12 protein-coding genes are annotated in these 16,400 nt (G+C 71.9%); 11 read left to right on the top strand and 1 reads right to left on the bottom strand.

Annotation, left to right across the window (positions count from 1 at the left end; genetic code table 11):
- Positions 1–95: 95 nt before the first annotated feature.
- From AB0O09_RS24180 to AB0O09_RS24150, 7 genes are all read left to right on the top strand, one after another.
- Positions 96–1,412: an extracellular solute-binding protein gene (locus tag AB0O09_RS24180; RefSeq protein WP_363544315.1), complete on the top strand. Its 1,317-nt coding sequence runs from the start codon at positions 96–98 to the stop codon at positions 1,410–1,412.
- Positions 1,413–1,512: 100 nt separating this feature from the next.
- Complete coding sequence (locus AB0O09_RS24175) at positions 1,513–2,475, top strand: sugar ABC transporter permease (RefSeq protein WP_363544313.1); 963 nt, start codon at positions 1,513–1,515, stop codon at positions 2,473–2,475.
- Between the two features lie 38 nt (positions 2,476–2,513).
- A complete protein-coding gene (locus AB0O09_RS24170) occupies positions 2,514–3,338 on the top strand; it encodes a carbohydrate ABC transporter permease (RefSeq protein WP_363544383.1) in 825 nt (274 codons plus the stop codon).
- Positions 3,339–3,397: 59 nt separating this feature from the next.
- Complete coding sequence (locus AB0O09_RS24165) at positions 3,398–4,432, top strand: LacI family DNA-binding transcriptional regulator (protein ID WP_363544312.1); 1,035 nt, start codon at positions 3,398–3,400, stop codon at positions 4,430–4,432.
- Positions 4,433–4,523: 91 nt separating this feature from the next.
- Positions 4,524–5,735 carry a mannose-6-phosphate isomerase, class I gene (gene manA / locus AB0O09_RS24160; protein ID WP_363544311.1) on the top strand — a complete coding sequence of 404 codons (1,212 nt, stop codon included), beginning with the start codon at positions 4,524–4,526 and terminating at the stop codon, positions 5,733–5,735.
- 79 nt (positions 5,736–5,814) lie between these two features.
- Positions 5,815–7,098, top strand: coding sequence for a cellulase family glycosylhydrolase (locus AB0O09_RS24155; RefSeq protein ID WP_363544309.1), 1,284 nt, complete (start codon positions 5,815–5,817; stop codon positions 7,096–7,098).
- A gap of 135 nt (positions 7,099–7,233) precedes the next feature.
- Positions 7,234–8,262, top strand: coding sequence for a LacI family DNA-binding transcriptional regulator (locus tag AB0O09_RS24150; RefSeq protein WP_363544308.1), 1,029 nt, complete (start codon positions 7,234–7,236; stop codon positions 8,260–8,262).
- Positions 8,263–8,308: 46 nt separating this feature from the next.
- Here the strand turns inward: AB0O09_RS24150 and AB0O09_RS24145 are convergent, their stop codons facing one another.
- The gene (locus AB0O09_RS24145; protein ID WP_363544306.1) at positions 8,309–9,349 is read right to left on the bottom strand and encodes a LacI family DNA-binding transcriptional regulator; all 1,041 of its coding nucleotides are present in this window, start codon (positions 9,347–9,349) and stop codon (positions 8,309–8,311) included.
- Between the two features lie 531 nt (positions 9,350–9,880).
- On the opposite strand from AB0O09_RS24145, the gene AB0O09_RS24140 reads away from it, so the two are divergent.
- The 4 genes from AB0O09_RS24140 (at position 9,881) to AB0O09_RS24125 (ending at position 16,396) form a co-directional block, all read left to right on the top strand.
- On the top strand, positions 9,881–11,527 hold the full coding sequence (locus AB0O09_RS24140) for a cellulose binding domain-containing protein (RefSeq protein WP_363544305.1): 1,647 nt from the start codon (positions 9,881–9,883) through the stop codon (positions 11,525–11,527).
- 92 nt (positions 11,528–11,619) lie between these two features.
- A complete protein-coding gene (locus tag AB0O09_RS24135) occupies positions 11,620–12,339 on the top strand; it encodes a carbohydrate-binding domain-containing protein (protein ID WP_363544304.1) in 720 nt (239 codons plus the stop codon).
- A 103-nt stretch (positions 12,340–12,442) separates the two neighbouring features.
- Positions 12,443–13,753 carry an extracellular solute-binding protein gene (locus AB0O09_RS24130; protein ID WP_363544302.1) on the top strand — a complete coding sequence of 437 codons (1,311 nt, stop codon included), beginning with the start codon at positions 12,443–12,445 and terminating at the stop codon, positions 13,751–13,753.
- Between the two features lie 243 nt (positions 13,754–13,996).
- Positions 13,997–16,396, top strand: a complete 2,400-nt coding sequence (locus tag AB0O09_RS24125) for a glycoside hydrolase family 2 protein (RefSeq protein WP_363544300.1) — start codon at positions 13,997–13,999, stop codon at positions 16,394–16,396.
- Positions 16,397–16,400: the final 4 nt, after the last annotated feature.

The following is a 16,400-nucleotide window of genomic DNA, read 5'->3' as shown; positions in this document are numbered from 1 at the left end:
TACGTTAAGCAGCCAGCAGCCGAGACAGGTCGCCGCGTCGACTCCGGCGGCTGCTCCTCGACCACCAGGACGATCAGCGCGAAGGACGGACGAAGATGCGAAGAGGATGGGTGGCCGCCGCGGCCGCGGCCATGGTTGTGCTCACGGCCTGTAGCAGTGAGGGCGGCGGGAGTTCCTCCTCCGCGGCCACCGCGGGTTCGGACCCGGCCAAGGTCTCGGGCGCGATCACGGTCCTGACCAACCGCACGGACCAGATCAAGGACGGCTCGCTGGACAAGTACGCCGCCGAGTTCGCCAAGCTCTACCCGAACGTCAAGGTCAAGTTCGAGGGCCTCACCGACTACGAGGGTGAGACCAAGATCCGCATGAACACCGAGAACTACGGTGACGTGCTGCTCATCCCGGACAACGTGTCGATCAACCAGTACGTCAACTTCTTCGCCCCGCTCGGCGACGCCTCCGAGCTGTCGCAGAAGTACAACTGGACCGAGTACACCACCGTCAAGGGCAAGGTGTACGGCCTGCCCAACTACGGCACCGCCACCGGCTTCGTCTACAACAAGGCGCTCTGGCAGAAGGCCGGCATCGCCGACTGGCCGAAGACCTCCGCGGAGTTCATCGCCGACCTGAAGGCGATCAAGGAGAAGACCGGGGCGACCCCGTACTACACCAACTACAAGGACGCCTGGCCGATCCAGAAGTGGACCGACAGCATCGGTGCGCCGAACTGCGACCGGGCGGGCAAGGACGCGCTGGCCACGACCGCCCAGCCGTGGGCCGCCGGCCAGGACCTCAACGCCATCGACGGGCTGCTCTACGACGTCGTCCACGAGAAGCTCAGCGAGGACGACCCGACCACCACCAACTGGGAGAACTCCAAGAACCTGCTCGCCACCGGCAAGGTCGGCAGCATGGTGCTGGGCTCCTGGGCGATCCCGCAGATGCAGGAGGCCGCCAAGAAGGCCGGTCAGAACCCGGACGACATCGGCTTCCTGCCGTTCCCGCAGGCGACCGGCGGAAAGCTCTGCACGATCCTGCAGCCCGACTACAAGTACGCGGTCAACGTGCACTCCAAGAACAAGGAGGCCGCCCGCGCCTGGATCGACTGGTACATCGACAAGTCCGGCAGCGCCGCGGCCGAGCAGGCCGTCTCCTCCGTCAAGGGCAGCGCCATGCCGACCGTGCTGAAGCCCTTCGAGGACAAGGGCGTCACCCTGCTCCTCGGTCAGAAGCAGGACAACGCCGCCGCCATCAGCAAGATCGACAAGGCGTCCGAGATCGGCCTGACCACCCCGGACTACCGGCAGAAGCTGATCGACATCGCCCGCGGCGCGGCCCAGGGCGACAAGAACAGCTACTTCGCGGACCTGAACAAGAAGTGGTCCGAGGCCCAGAAGACGGTCGCCGGCTGACCCACCCCGGACCGGCGGCGCGGCGAGCGCCCGTCACCTCCCCAGCCGGCGGGCTCCGCCGCGCCGCACTCCGGGCGTCGTGCTCAACGAAGGAACGATGATGACTGCACTGCAGAAGGACAGGAAGCAGGGGCCGGCCGCGGCCGCCCCGGCCGGGCCCGCTGCACCGACGAAGCCGGCGCTGCACCGGCGAACCGCCCGCAGGCGCCGGTGGTTCACCCCCTGGCTCTACCTGCTCGTCCCGCTTGCTCTCCTGGTGACGTTCACCTACCTGCCGATCGTCGACATGCTCGGCTACAGCCTCACCGACTGGGACGGCCTCAGCCCCACCAAGGAGAACGTCGGCGCGGACAACTACGTCCAGCTCTTCACCCGGCCCGAGCTGTTCAAGGTCTTCCTGGTCAGCGGTGTCTACCTCGCGGCGTCCTTCGTGCAGATCGCGGCCGCGCTCTACTTCGCCACCGTGCTCAGCTTCAACACGAAGTTCCGCAACCTGTTCAAGGGGATCCTGTTCTTCCCCTACCTGGTGAACGGCGTCGCGATCGGCTTCGTCTTCCTGTACTTCTTCCAGCCCGGCGGCACCCTCGACTCCGTGCTGCAGCTGCTCGGCTACCACGGCAGGCAGATGTGGCTCGGCGACCCCGACCTCGTCAACAAGTCGCTCGCCGGCGTCTCCGTCTGGCGCTACACGGGCCTCAACATGGTGCTGTTCCTCGGCGCGATCCAGTCGATCCCCGGCCACCTCTACGAGGCGGCCGCCCTCGACGGCGCCAACCGCTGGCAGCAGTTCCGGCACATCATCGCCCCGAGCATCAAACCGATCATCAGCCTCAGCGCGATCCTCGCGATCTCCGGCTCGCTCGCCGTCTTCGAGATCCCGTACATCATGACCGGCGGCGCCAACGGCAGCGAGACCTTCGTCATCCAGACCGTCAAGCTCGCCTTCAGGTTCGACAAGGTCGGCCTCGCCTCCGCGAGCGCCGTCGTCCTGCTCGCCGTCATCCTGCTCGTCACCTGGATCCAGCGCCGCCTGGTGCCGGAGGAGAGGGTTGAACTCTCGTGACCACTCCCGACACCGCCGCTGCGCCCCGGACCGGCCGGATCCGCCGGACGCCCCGGATCACCGCCAAGTACCTCTCGCTGGTGATCGCCAGTGCGATCGTCCTCGTGCCGATGGTGGTCATCCTCTTCACCTCGCTGAAGGACAGCACGGAGGCCCAGACCACCGGCCCCCTGACACCGCCCGACAACTGGCTCAACCTCGGGAACTACCTGACGGCGTTCGACGAGGGCCGGATGCTCCAGGCCTTCCTCAACACCACGGTCATCCTCGTGGTGTCGACCGCCGGCACGGTGCTCATCGGCTCGATGACGGCGTACGCCGTCGACCGGTTCGAGTTCCGGCTGAAGAAGCTCGTCATGGGGCTCTTCCTGGTGGCCACGCTCGTGCCCGGCGTCACCACCCAGGTCGCCACCTTCCAGATCGTCAACGACCTCGGCGCGTTCAACACCCGCTGGGCGCCGATCCTGCTCTACCTCGGCACCGACATCGTCTCCATCTACGTGTTCCTGCAGTTCATCCGCTCGATCCCGGTCTCCCTCGACGAGGCCGCCCGGCTCGACGGCGCCAACAGCTTCACCGTCTACCGGCGGATCATCCTGCCGATGCTGAAGCCGGCCATCGCCACGGTCGTCATCATCAAGGGCATCACCGTCTACAACGACTTCTACATCCCCTTCCTCTACATGCCGGACTCCGAACTCGGCACCGTCTCCACGTCGCTCTTCCGCTTCAAGGGGCCGTTCGGAGCGCACTGGGAGACGATCTCCGCCGGCACCGTCCTCGTCATCCTCCCCACCCTGGTGGTGTTCCTCGCCCTCCAACGGTTCATCTACAGCGGCTTCGCCGCCGGATCGACCAAGTGACCGGCGCGGCACCGCACCTGTGCCGCGGTGCCGCGCCCCGGATTCAGGAGCGACGAGCGATGAGCCCGCGCATCACCATCCGCGACGTCGCCGCCCGGGCCGGCGTCTCCGCCGGCGCCGTCTCACTGGCCTTCAACGACCGGCCCGGGCTCTCCGCACCGACCCGCGAGCGGATCCGTGCCGCCGCCGTCGAACTCGGCTGGACCCCGCACACCGCAGCGCACCGCCTCGCCCGCGCCACCCCGGCCGACGGCACCGTCGGCCTGGTCCTCGCCCGGCCCGCCCGCCAACTCGGCCTCGAACCCTTCTACACGGAGTTCATCTCCGGCATCGCCGGCGTCATCGCCGAGCGGTCCGGCTCGCTGCTGCTGCGGCTCGTCCACGACCGCGACCAGGAGACCGCCGTCCACCGCGCCTGGTGGAAGGACCGCCGTGTCGCCGGCTGCGTCCTCGTCGACCTCACCGAGGACGACCCTCGGATCCCCGCCCTCGCCCGCCTCGGCATGCCCGCCGTCGCCGCCGGCAACCCCGGCCTCACCGACGGACGCGCCGCCGCCGTCTGGACGGACGACGCCGCCGCCGTCGAGGAGGCCGTCCGCTACCTCGCCCTGCTCGGCCACCGCCGGATCGCCCGGGTCGGCGGTGATCCCGCCCTCGGCCACACCGCCATCCGCACCCGCGCCCTGGAGAGGACCGCCGCCGACCTCGGACTCGAACCGGCCCGCAGCCTGCCCACCGACTTCTCCGGCCGGGCCGGTGCCCGCGCCACCCGCGACCTGCTCGCATCCGCCGCGCACCGGCCCACCGCGATCATCTACGACAACGACATCATGGCCGTCGCCGGCGCCGCCGTCGCCCGCGAACTCGGCCTGCACATCCCCGGCGACCTCAGCCTCATCGCCTGGGACGACTCCCAGCTGTGCCGCCTCACCCACCCGCCGCTCTCCGCCATGAGCCACGACGTGCACGGCTTCGGAGCCCAGGTCGTCCGCAGCCTCTACGACCTGATCGACCGCAGGCCCGTCACCCCGGGCCCCGCACCGACCCCCGTCCTCGTCCCGCGCGGCAGCAGCGCGCCGCCCCGCGCCGCCTGAGCCGCCGCCACCAGACCCCGGTCCGCCCCCGCCCCCCTGTTGAGGGTCAGGAACGGCGGGGGCGGACCGGACCACCCGAATCGGAGCACCCATGACCGAGCACCGCCCTGCCGCCGGCCTGCTCACCAACCGGATCCGCCCCTACGCCTGGGGCTCCACCACCGCCGTTCCCGCACTCCTCGGCACCCCGCCCACCGGGCAGCCGCAGGCCGAACTCTGGCTCGGCGCCCACCCCCAGGCCCCCTCGCGGCTGCACCGCGGCACCGGCGCCGAAGACCTGACCGACGTCATCGCCCGCGACCCCGGGCGCGAACTCGGCGCCGCCACCGCCGGCCGCTTCGGCGCCCGCCTCCCCTTCCTGCTGAAGGTCCTCGCCGCCGAGCACGCCCTCTCCGTCCAGGTCCACCCCACCGCCGCCCAGGCGGAGGCCGGGTACGCCGCCGAGGAGGCCGCCGGAATCCCGCTCGACGCCCCGCACCGGCTCTACCGGGACCGCCACCACAAGCCCGAACTGCTGTGCGCCCTCGACGACTTCGACGCCCTGTGCGGCTTCCGGCACCCCGCCGCCACCGCCGAACTGCTCGCCCCGCTGCACGTCCCCGCACTCCGACCCTGGCTGGACCTGCTGCGTGCCGGTGAGCCGGCCACCGCGCTGCGCACCGTCCTCACCGAGGCACTCGGCCCCGGCCGGGCCCGTGCCACCGGTGCCGCCGCCGAACTCACCACCGCGCTGGCCCGTGCCGCCGAGCAGCCCGGCCCGCACACCCGCACCTACGCCGCCTACGCGGCCGCCGCCCGCGACTACCCCGGCGACCCCGGTCTGGTCGCCGCCCTGCTGCTCAACCACGTCCACCTGCGGCCGGGTCAGGCGATCCACCTGGACGCCCGCGTCCCGCACGCCTACCTGCACGGCACCGGCGTCGAGATCATGGCCAACTCCGACAACGTGCTGCGCTGCGGACTGACCCCCAAGCACGTCGACACCGACGCGCTCGCCGCCGTCGTCGACTTCCGGCCCACCGAGCCGGACGTGCTGTCACCCCGCAGCGACACCCGCGGCGAGACCCACTACCCGGCCCCCGCCGCCGAGTTCGCCCTCTCGCGGCTCGACCTCGCCGGTACCGCCGACCTCCGCGACCACGGCCCGCAGATCCTGCTCTGCACCGGCGGCACCGCCCGCCTCGGCCAGCCGGACGGCCCCGCGCTCGCTCTCCACCGGGGCAGCAGTGCCTACCTCCCGGCCGCCACCGCCGTCCGGCTCGACGGGCACGCCACGCTCTACCGCGCCCGCGTGCCCGCCTGACCCTCCGCTCCACCGCGTACTGCCGGCACCACCCCCGATCCGACCGGCGCAGCCCGCGCCCCGCCCATCGAGGACCACCATGACCCTGTCCGGCACCACCCGCCCCAGCCGCCGCACCCTGCTGGGCGCCGCGGCCGCCGCCGGCCTCGCCGCCACCTCCGCGGCGGCCCTCGCCGCCCCCGCCGCAGCCGCCGACACCGCCGCCCGCCGCGCCGACCGGGGTTTCGTCACCGCCCGGCGCGGCGAACTCCGCCTCGGTGGAAAGCCGTTCCGCTTCGCCGGCACCAACTGCTACTACCTGCACCAGCAGTCCCACTACATGATCGACGCGGTGCTGAACGACGCAGCCGCCATGGGCCTCGGCGTCATCCGCGCCTGGGCCTTCGCCGACGGCGCCGGCCACTCGTACCGGCCGCTGCAGTCCAAGCCCTACGCCTACAACGACACCGCGCTCGACTCCCTCGACTACGCCGTCCACAAGGCCGGACAGCTCGGCCTGCGCCTCGTCCTGCCGCTGGTCAACAACTGGCCCGACTACGGCGGCATGCAGCAGTACGTCCAGTGGTTCCTCGGCCTGCCCGACGACTCGTACGGGGACGGCACCCACCACGACCGCTTCTACACCGACCCCGGCATCCGGGCCTGCTACCGCGCGTGGGCCGAGCACCTCGTCCGGCACCGCAACCCCTACACCGGGCTGCGCTACTGCGAGGACCCGACGATCATGGCCTTCGAGCTCGCCAACGAGCCGCGCTGCCGCAGCGACAAGAGCGGCCGCACCCTGCTCGCCTGGGCCGCGGAGATGAGCGAGCACGTCAAGAAGCTCGCGCCCCGCCAACTGCTGGCCGTCGGGGACGAGGGCTTCTACGGCGAGGCCGGCCACGCCGACTACCCGTACTCCGACTACGAGGGCGCAAACTGGCGGAAGCTCACCGCACTGCCCGCCGTCGACTACGGCACCGTCCACGTCTACCCGCAGAACTGGGGCGAGACCAGCGGCTCCAAGCCGGGCACCGACGCCACGGCCTGGGGCACCCGCTGGATCGAGGACCACCTCCGGGACGGCCGCGCCATCGGCAAGCCCGTCGTCGTCGAGGAGTTCGGGCTGCAGATCGACGCCGGACGCGACATCCCCGACACCGCGGCCCGTGACCGCGCCTACGCCGCCTGGACCGATGCCGTCCGAAGCGGCGGCGGCGCCGGCGACCAGTTCTGGCTGCTCACCTCCCGCGTCGACGACGGCTCCTTCTACCCCGACTACGACGGCCACCGCGTGATGTGGAACAACGACCCCGCCAACCCGACCGTCACCACCGCCCGGCTGTTCGCCGCGCACGCCCGGGCGATGAGCGGTTCCGACTGACCCGTCGCCCCGACCCGTCCCGGTTCGGCGCCCGGCGGCGGACGCCGTGTCCCGATCGGAGCCGCCGACCTGACAGGATGGGCGGTGCGAGCCGCGCCCGCGGCCGCCCATCGGGTCGGCGGAGAGGGATGCACCATGGGACGCCGGGTGACGATCCGGGACGTCGCCGCCCGCGCCGGGGTGTCGGCGGGGGCGGTCTCGCTCGCACTCAACGACCGGCCCGGTGTCTCGGCGGAGACCCGCAGCCGGATCGTCGAGGCGGCGAAGGAGCTCGGGTGGTCGCCCAATCTCGCGGCCCGCTCGCTCGCCCGCGGTGCGCAGGTGCACACCATCGGGATGGCGATCGCGCGCGACACGGTCGGCACCGGCCTGGACTCCGTGCACATGGCGCTGATCGGCGGCATCGAGAGCGTGCTGACCGAGCGGTCCTGCTCCCTGCTGCTGCACATCGCCGCCTCCCGGGAGGCGGAGGTCGCGCTGTACCGCCAGTGGTGGCAGTCCGGGCGGGTCAACGGCTCGGTCCTGATCGGGGTTTCGGCGGACGATCCGCGGATCGAGGCGGTGCACCACCTGGGCATGCCGGTGGTGGCGGTGGCCCCGCCCGAGTTCAGCGGGCCCTTCCCGGCGGTCTCCGGTGACGATGCCGCGGCGACGGCCGAGGCCGTCCGCTACCTGGCCGCCCTCGGCCACCGCCGGATCGCCCACGTCCGCGGACCCGCCTCGCTCGGCCGCAGCATCCAGCGGGCGCAGGCCTTCGAGGCCACCGCGGCGGAGCTGGACCTGGCGGGTGCGCCCGCTGTGCACACCGACCTGTCCGCGCACGGCGGGGCCCGGGCGACGCGGGCACTGCTCGCTGCCGGCGACCGGCCGACGGCGATCCTCTACGACAACGACATCATGGCGGTGGCCGGTGTCGCGGTGGCCGCCGAGATGGGACTCCGCGTGCCGGCGGACGTGTCCCTGGTCGCATGGGACGACTCCGACCTGTGCCGGATCACCTGGCCCGCGCTCTCCGCGCTCAGCCACGACCCGTTCGCCTTCGGCGCCGAGGTCGCCCGCTGCCTGCTCGAACTGCTGGACAGCGGGCACGCGCCGTCCCGGGTCTTCGGGGCCCCCGTCCTGGTGCCGCGCGGCACCACCGCGCCGCCGCCCCGCCCGGTCTGAGCCGGCCCGAGCCGGGCGGACACCGGCCACCGGCCCCCGGCCCCGGTCAGGCCGGCGGTGCCGCCGTGCTGCCGCGCGGGGTGAGCCGCGGGGCGAGGTCCTCGTACCCGCCGTCCGACTGCCCGGCGATCAGTGCGAGCAGGGTGCGCGCCGCATGCGCGCCGTAGGCGTGGATGTCGCGGGTGAGCGCGGTGAGGGCCGGACGTACCACCTGGACCAGCGGCGAGTCGTCCCAGGCGACGATCGACAGGTCACGGGGGACCTGAAGGCCCATCTCCTGGGCGACTGAGAGCCCGGCGACCGCGGTGATGTCGTTGTCGTACAGCACCGCCGTGGGGCGCACGGGGGAGAGCAGCAGGCGCCGGGTCGCGCGGGCGCCGTCCTCTCCGGTGTAGTCGGTGTGCACGGTGGGCACGGCCTCCACGCCCAGCTCGGTGCAGACCTCGGCGAAGGCCCGGTCGCGGATCGAGGTGTGCACCAGGCCCGGCAGGCCCGCCACCCGGCCGATCCGGCGGTGGCCGAGGGCAGCCAGGTACTCCACCGTCTCCCGGACGGCGGCGGCGTCGTCGGACCAGACGGGGGTTAGCGAGCCGGAGCCGGAGGGGTGGCCGATCACCACCGTGGGCAGGCCCATCTGCTCCAGGGCGGGGACCCGGTCGTCGTCCTCGCGCAGGTCGACCAGGATCGCGCCGTCGATGTGCCGTTCGCCCCACCAGCGGCGGTAGGCCTCGAGGCCGCGCTCGTGGTCAGACACGACCTGGAGCGCCAGCGAATAGGACGCGTCCGACAGCACGTTCTCGATCCCGCCGATGAGCTCCATGAAGAAGGGCTCGGTGCCGAGCATGCGCGCCGGCCGGCACAGCGCCAGGCCCACCGCGGCGGCCTTCGCCCCGCTGAGCGCCCGGGCGGCGCTGTTGCGGACGAAGCCGATCTCCTCGGCGACGGCGACGATCCGCTGCCGGGTCGCCTCGGAGACGCCGGGCTGCCCGTTCAGCGCGTTGGAGACCGACACCTTGGACACCCCGACGATCCGGGCGATGTCGCTGATGGTGGGTCGCCGTGCCGGAGGACTCTGCTGCTGGGACACCTGATCCACGAGACCCTTCTGAACCGATGAAGCCGCTGTACCTCCCTCAAGCTACTACGGCCGGCACCGGCGGTGTCTGCCGCCCCGGGCCGAATGTTCGGCCAAGTTCAGAAACCGGTTAACCGGCTGTTGACACGGCTGTGATGCGGACCATACGGTGGCTCTCAGTTAAGCGGTTAAGTGCAGCACGGTGCGACCGCGGGCGGCCACCTCTAGCCCGGGTCCCTCCGCACCGTCTCGCCCCGCCCCTGCGCCGTCGCACCCACTCCGTGCCGTCGAACGGCCGTGCCGTGCCGAACCGAGCCGTTCCGGCACCTCGCGGCCGGCCGCGGCACGCCCGGCGCGGCCCCTGACGCGGTGCGGACGGACGCCCCAACACCCGTCCGCACCGCCGCCCCGTCCGCACCCCGGCGCCCCCGCGCCGTACGGTGCGGCCCGCACCGCCCCGGCAGCTCCCGCGTCCTCCGGGCGCGCCGCGCCGCCGGGTCCACGCCCCATCACCCATCCCACCCCGGGACGAAAGGGAAGCGCGTGCACCATCACCCCCACCCCGGCGCCGGCCGCCTGCGGCCCCTGGCGCTGCTGCTCGCCGGCGTCCTCGCCCTGGCCGGCCTCGCCGGCCTCAGGGCGACCGCCTCCGCCGCCGACGGCGGCACCGGCGCGGCCGAGGCCTTCGCCACCCGCTGCGGCATCCACTTCTGCCTGAACGGCAAGGAGTACTACTTCGCCGGCACCAACACCTACGACATGTTCGCCTACGGCGCCGCGTCCGGGGACACCGAGAGCCAGTTCATGGACAAGGCCCGGATCGACGCCCACTTCGCGAACCTGCAGGCCGACAAGGTGGACGTCGTCCGGCTGTGGATGTTCAACCACGAGAGCTGGCACGGCTTCGAGACGAGCAAGGGCGTCTACGACGAGCAGCAGTTCGCGCTCTTCGACTACATCCTCGTCTCCGCCAAGGCGCACAACCTCAGGCTGGTCCCGGTGTTCGAGAACTACTGGGAGGCGTACGGCGGCATCGACACCAGGCTCCGCTGGGAGGGCCTGTCCGGCGGCCAGCCCGGCCGCGCGGCCTTCTTCGACCGGAGCCGCTGCCCCGGCTGCTCCACCTCGTACAAGAACTACGTCGGTTACGCCCTGAACCGCACCAACCACTACAGCGGCGTGAAGTACAAGGACGATCCCACGATCTTCGCCTGGGACCTGATGAACGAACCCCGCTACGAGGGGCAGAGCGCCGCCGAGAACGTCCTCGGCACCACGCTGCGCGCCTGGGTCGACGAGATGGGCGCCTTCGTGAAGGGGATCGACACCAACCACATGGTCGGCGTCGGTATCGAGGGACACGGCACCTCGTACGGCTTCGGTGGAGACGAGGGCAACCCGTTCGTGCAGGTGCAGCAGTCGCCGTACATCGACTACACCTCGGCGCACCCGTACCCGACGGAGTCCTGGGCGAATCTGACGATCGACCAGACCAAGGCGCTGATCCGGTCGTGGATCTCCGACTCGCACGATCTGGTCGGAAAGCCCTTCTTCATGGGCGAGTTCAACGTGCACAACGTCGACCGTTCCGCCTGGTGGAGTGCGATCTACGCGGACTTCGAGGCGGCCGGCGGTGACGGCAGTGCCTTCTGGTGGTACGAGGACCACAACGTCGACGGGAAGTTCGGCGTCATGGCCGGGGCGGCCGAGCTCGCGGTCTTCCGTGCCCACTCCGATCGGATGGCGGCCAAGAGCGGACTGACCGTGCCGTCCGCAACGCCCTCCTCGTCGCCGTCGCCGTCCGCGTCGGCCTCGGTCCCGCCCTCCGGTTCCGCGAGTCCCAGTCCCGCCGGCTCTCCGGCGGTCGGCCCGTGCTCGGTCCACTACGGCCTCTCGGACTGGGGCACCAGCTTCAACGGCGACGTGACGGTGAAGAACACCGGCACGACTGCCGTCGACGGCTGGCAGCTGGCCTTCGCCTTCCCCGGCGACCAGCGGATCGCCCAGATGTGGAACGCCGGCTGGACGCAGAGCGGCAAGCAGGTCGTCGCCACCAACCCCTCCGGCTACAACACGGTCGTCGCACCGGGCGCGAGCGTCAACTTCGGGTTCAGCGCCTCCTCCGTCCCGGGCACCAACGGCGCACCGGCGGACTTTCGGCTCAACGGCCAGGTCTGCAGCACCTTCTGACTCCGACGTGCTCCGGCCCGCCGCCGTCCGCCGCGTGCGGCGGCCGCGGGCCGGAGCCCCACCACCCGTGCACACAGGAGAGAGGACACCCCATGAGGCGCACCGCATCGCTGCTCGGCAGTGCCGTCGGCATCCTCGCCGCGCTCGCCCTCGCGCTCGCCCCGACCGCCGCCGCCGAGACGGCGCCGAACGGCTACCCGTACTGCGTCAACGGGAGCGCGAGCGACCCGGACGGGGACGGCTGGGGCTGGGAGAACAACCAGTCCTGCGTGGTCCGCACCGGCTCCGGTTCCGGCTCCGGCAGTTCGGCCTGCCCGTCCGGGGCGACCTGCGGCTCGTACAACGTCGGCGGCCTCGGCAGCCGCAAGCAGCAGGTCCGGAACGCGGGCGGCAGCAGCCTCGACCTCGCGGTGGCCATGCTGGAGACCGAACGGATGGACACCGCCTACCCCTACGGCGACAACAAGAGCGGTGACGCCGCCAACTTCGGCATGTTCAAGCAGAACTGGCTGATGCTGCGGTCCGCCTGTGCCCAGTTCGGCGGGCAGGGGGCCGGGCAGTACAACAACGGCGCCGCGCTCAACAGCAGCCTCGGCCAGGACGTCTCCTGCCTGCACCAGAGTCAGGGCCACTACGGCCTGGACACCTGGTTCGCGGGCCACCGCAACGGCGCCTCCGGCCTCTCCAGCCCGAACACGGCCGACATCGCCGCGTACAAGGCCGCCGTGTACTGGATCAAGGCTCAGCTCGACGCGGACTCCGCCAACCTCGGCAACGACACCCGCTTCTGGGTCCAGGTCCCCGCGATCTGATCCGTCCACCCCTCACGGGACGGCGCCGCGCCCGGTCCGCCGGCCGCCGTGCGGCGCCGTCCCCTCCGTACTCCGAACGACCCGTGCAGAGGAACCACCCGACATGCGAAGACGATGGACAGCCGTCTGGGCTGCGACCGCTGCGGTGCTGACGGCCTGTGGCGGCCAGGGCGCCGTCGGCCCGACCTCCCCGATCGCGCCGTCCGACCCGGCCGCGGTCTCCGGCGAGATCACCGTGCTGACCAACCGGACCGACCGGATCAAGGACGGCACCTTCAAGCGCTACGCCGATGCCTTCCGCAAGGAGTACCCCGGCGTCACCGTGAGGTTCGAGGGGCTCACCGATTACGAGGGCGAGGCGACCCTCCGGATGAAGGCGGGGACGTACGGCGATGTGCTGCTGATCCCCAACAGCCTGTCGGTGAGCCAGTTCCCGGCCTACTTCGCACCGCTCGGCTCCGCGACCGACCTCGCCCAGAGCTTCGACTTCACCGAGTACGCCGATGTCGGCGGCCGGGTCTACGGCGTCGCCGGCATCGGCATGGCCACCGGGCTCGTCTACAACAAGGCGGTCTGGGAGCAGGCCGGGATCACCGACTGGCCGCGGAGCGCCGCGGACTTCCTCGCCGATCTCAAGGCGATCAAGACCCGCACCGGGGCCGTCCCGTACTACACCAACTACAAGGACGGCTGGCCGCTGCGCCAGTGGACGGACCTGATCGGCGCCCCGAGCTGCAGCAACACCGCCAAGGACCGACTGGCCGACACCGCCCGGCCGTGGAACGCCGGCCAGGACCTGAACGCGATCGACGGATTGCTCTACGACGTGGTGCACCAGAAGCTCTCCGAGGACGACCCCGCCGCCACCGACTGGGAGACCTCCAAGGCGCTGATGGGCGGTGGGCGGATCGGTGCGATGCTGCTGGGGTCATGGGCCGTGCCGCAGATGCAGGCGGCCGCCCGGGCCGCCGGGCGCGATCCCGCCGAGATCGGCTTCATGCCGTTCCCGCTGCAGAAGAACAGCCACCACTGCGCGGTCGTCGAGCCCGACTACAAGTTCGCCGTCAGCAAGCACTCCCGGCACCAGGACGCGGCGCGGGCCTGGATCGACTGGTTCCTCACCCGCTCGGGCAGCGCGCGGGACGAGCAGGTGATCTCCACGGTCAAGGGGACGTCGCTGCCGGCCGCCCTGAGGCCCTTCGACGAGCGCGGTGTACGGATCGTCGCGCAGACCCAGGACCGGACGGCCGACGTCAGCAGGATCGACAAGGCCGCCGGCATCGGCCTCGACACCCCCGACTACCGCCGCAGGCTGATCGACATCGCGCGCGGCGCAGCACCCGGCGACCGCGACGGCTACTTCGCCGAGCTCAACGCGAAGTGGGCCGCGGCGCAGCGCGTGCCGACCGGGTGAGCGGTCGGCGGACGATCGCACCGAACCGGTAAAGTTCACATGGCGAACGGTTGCGCAATCCTGTGGGGATCGCCGGGGCAAGCTCGGCAATACGGCAGCTCACGATGGATATTTCGTCGCAATGAACAAACTGAACCGGTTTATAGACAGAACCGAACGGCCGGGCTACGGTTGCTCGCACCACAGCCGCACCGCACCCACGGCAGTCGCCCCCCTGCCCGGCCAAGCGAACAGGAGCCGCACATGAAGGACGTCACCCAGCTCGACCGGGGCTGGAGCCTGCACCACGACGGCGGACTCCTCCCCGCCCAGGTCCCGGGCTGCGTCCACACCGACCTGCTGAACGCCGGGCTGCTCGCCGACCCGTACCTCCACACCAACGAGAAGGACGCCGCCTGGATCGGACGCCGCGACTGGACGTACTCCACCCGGCTCGACCACGGCAGCGGCCACGAGCGCACCGACCTGGTCTTCGAGGGGCTGGACACCGCCGCCCGGATCACCCTGGCCGGCACCGAACTCGGCCGTACCCGCAACATGCACCGCACGTACCGGTTCGACACCGCCGGCCTCACCGGCGACCTCGCCGTCCGGTTCACCAGCCCCTACCAGGAGGCGGACGAGGTCCGCGCCGCCGTCGGCGCCCGCCCCAACGTCTATCCGGAGCCGTTCCAGTACATCCGCAAGATGGCCAGCAGCTTCGGCTGGGACTGGGGCCCCACCCTGCCGACCTCCGGCATCTGGCGGCCCGCCCGGCTCGAACACTGGTCCACCGCCCGCCTGGCCGAGGTGCGCCCGCTGGTCACCGTGCACGGCAGCGCCGGCCGGGTCGAGCTCCACCTCGCCGTCGAGCGCACCGCCACCGGCGCCGGCCGCCCGCTCACCGTCCGCGCCACCGCCGCCGGACACACCACGGAGACCGCCCTCGACGGCGACACCGGCATCCTCGTCCTCGACGTCCCCGACGCCGCCCTGTGGTGGCCCCGCGGCCGCGGCGACCAACCCCTGTACGACCTGGACGTCACCCTCGCCGACGGCAGCGGGACACTGGACACCTGGCAGCGGCGGATCGGCTTCCGCACCGTCGAACTCGACCGCGGCACCGACGAACACGGCACCGGCTTCACCCTCGTCGTCAACGGCGAACGCCTCTTCGTCCGCGGCGCCAACTGGATCCCCGACGACACCCTCGTCACCCGCGTCACCCCCGAGCGCTACCGCACCCGCCTCACCCAGGCCGCCGAGGCCAACATCGACCTGATCCGGGTCTGGGGCGGCGGCATCTACGAGGACGAGGCCTTCTACGACACCTGCGACGAACTCGGTCTGATGGTCTGGCAGGACTTCCTCTTCGCCTGCGCCGCCTACCCCGAGGAGCAGCCGCTGCGCGGCGAGATCGAGGCCGAGGCCCGGGACAACGTCACCCGACTGTCGCCCCACCCCTCGCTCGTCCTGTGGAACGGCAACAACGAGAACCTCTGGGGCTTCCGCGACTGGGGCTGGGAGCCCGAACTCGCCGGCGACTCCTGGGGCGAGGGCTACTACCTCGGCGTGCTGCCCCGCATCGTCGCCGAACTCGACCCCACGCGCCCGTACAGCGCCGGCAGCCCCTGGTCCGGCTCCTGGGACCACCACCCCAACGACCCCGACCACGGCACCCACCACTCCTGGGAGGTGTGGAACCGCCGTGACTACAGCGAGTACCGCGACAGCGTCCCCCGGTTCGTCGCCGAATTCGGCTGGCAGGCGCCCCCTGCCCTCGCCACCCTGCAGCGCGCCCTGACCGGCGAGGAGCTCGCCCCCGACTCGCCCGGCATGCTGCACCACCAGAAGGCCGAGGACGGCAACGGCAAGCTCGACCGCGGCATCGCCCGGCACTTCGAACCGCCCGCCGACTTCGACCGCTGGCACTACCTCGCCCAGCTCGTCCAGGCCCGCGCGATCGCCACCGGCATCGAGCACTGGCGCTCCCACTGGCCGCGCTGCGCGGGCACCGTCGTCTGGCAGCTCAACGACTGCTGGCCGGTCTCCTCCTGGGCCGCCGTCGACGGCGACGGCCGGCGCAAGCCGCTCTGGTACGAGCTGCGCCGCCTCTACGCCGACCGCCTGCTCACCGTGCAGCCCGCCGCGGACGGCGCCCTCGAGATCGTGCTCGTCAACCAGGCCGCCGAACCGTGGACGCCCGCGCTGCGCCTGCGCCGCCTTACCGCGGACGGTACCCTCACCGCCGACACGGCGGCGGAGGCCACCGTCGCACCCGGCACGGTCACCCGGCTGACCGTGCCGCCCGCCCTCGCCCCGTCCGAGGGCTCGGCTAAGGAGTACCTGGCCGTCGACGCCGACGGGCTGCGGGCCGTGCACTTCGCCGTCACCGACCGGCTGTTCGGCTACCCGCGGCCGGACTTCGACGTCGCGGTGCGGTCCGTCGAGGGCGGCGGCGACACGGCGGAGGTGGTGGTCACCGCCCGCACCCTCGTCCGCGACCTGCTGCTCCAGGCGGACCGGCTCGACCCGGCCGCCGAGGCCGACCGCGGGCTGCTGACCCTGCTGCCGGGGGAGCAGGCCGTCGTCCGTGTCACCGGCTGCCCGGGGTTGACGGCCGGGGCCGCCCGCAGGGCGCTCTTCTGTGTCGAACCCGCCTGACGGG

This window comes from Kitasatospora sp. NPDC093679, from assembly GCF_040683455.1.
In the GTDB taxonomy this organism is placed as follows: domain Bacteria; phylum Actinomycetota; class Actinomycetes; order Streptomycetales; family Streptomycetaceae; genus Kitasatospora; species Kitasatospora arboriphila.
Note: the sequence above shows the minus strand (reverse complement) of the source record. Positions and strands in the feature narration are given on the sequence as shown.

Bases quoted from the DNA above. Each gene is read 5' to 3' on its own strand.
- AB0O09_RS24180 (WP_363544315.1), top strand. From the start codon at position 96: ATGCGAAGAGGATGGGTGGCCGCCGCGGCCGCGGCCATGGTTGTGCTC.
- AB0O09_RS24175 (WP_363544313.1), top strand. From the start codon at position 1,513: ATGACTGCACTGCAGAAGGACAGGAAGCAGGGGCCGGCCGCGGCCGCC.
- AB0O09_RS24165 (WP_363544312.1), top strand. From the start codon at position 3,398: ATGAGCCCGCGCATCACCATCCGCGACGTCGCCGCCCGGGCCGGCGTC.
- manA (WP_363544311.1), top strand. From the start codon at position 4,524: ATGACCGAGCACCGCCCTGCCGCCGGCCTGCTCACCAACCGGATCCGC.
- AB0O09_RS24155 (WP_363544309.1), top strand. From the start codon at position 5,815: ATGACCCTGTCCGGCACCACCCGCCCCAGCCGCCGCACCCTGCTGGGC.
- AB0O09_RS24150 (WP_363544308.1), top strand. From the start codon at position 7,234: ATGGGACGCCGGGTGACGATCCGGGACGTCGCCGCCCGCGCCGGGGTG.
- AB0O09_RS24135 (WP_363544304.1), top strand. From the start codon at position 11,620: ATGAGGCGCACCGCATCGCTGCTCGGCAGTGCCGTCGGCATCCTCGCC.
- AB0O09_RS24130 (WP_363544302.1), top strand. From the start codon at position 12,443: ATGCGAAGACGATGGACAGCCGTCTGGGCTGCGACCGCTGCGGTGCTG.
- AB0O09_RS24125 (WP_363544300.1), top strand. From the start codon at position 13,997: ATGAAGGACGTCACCCAGCTCGACCGGGGCTGGAGCCTGCACCACGAC.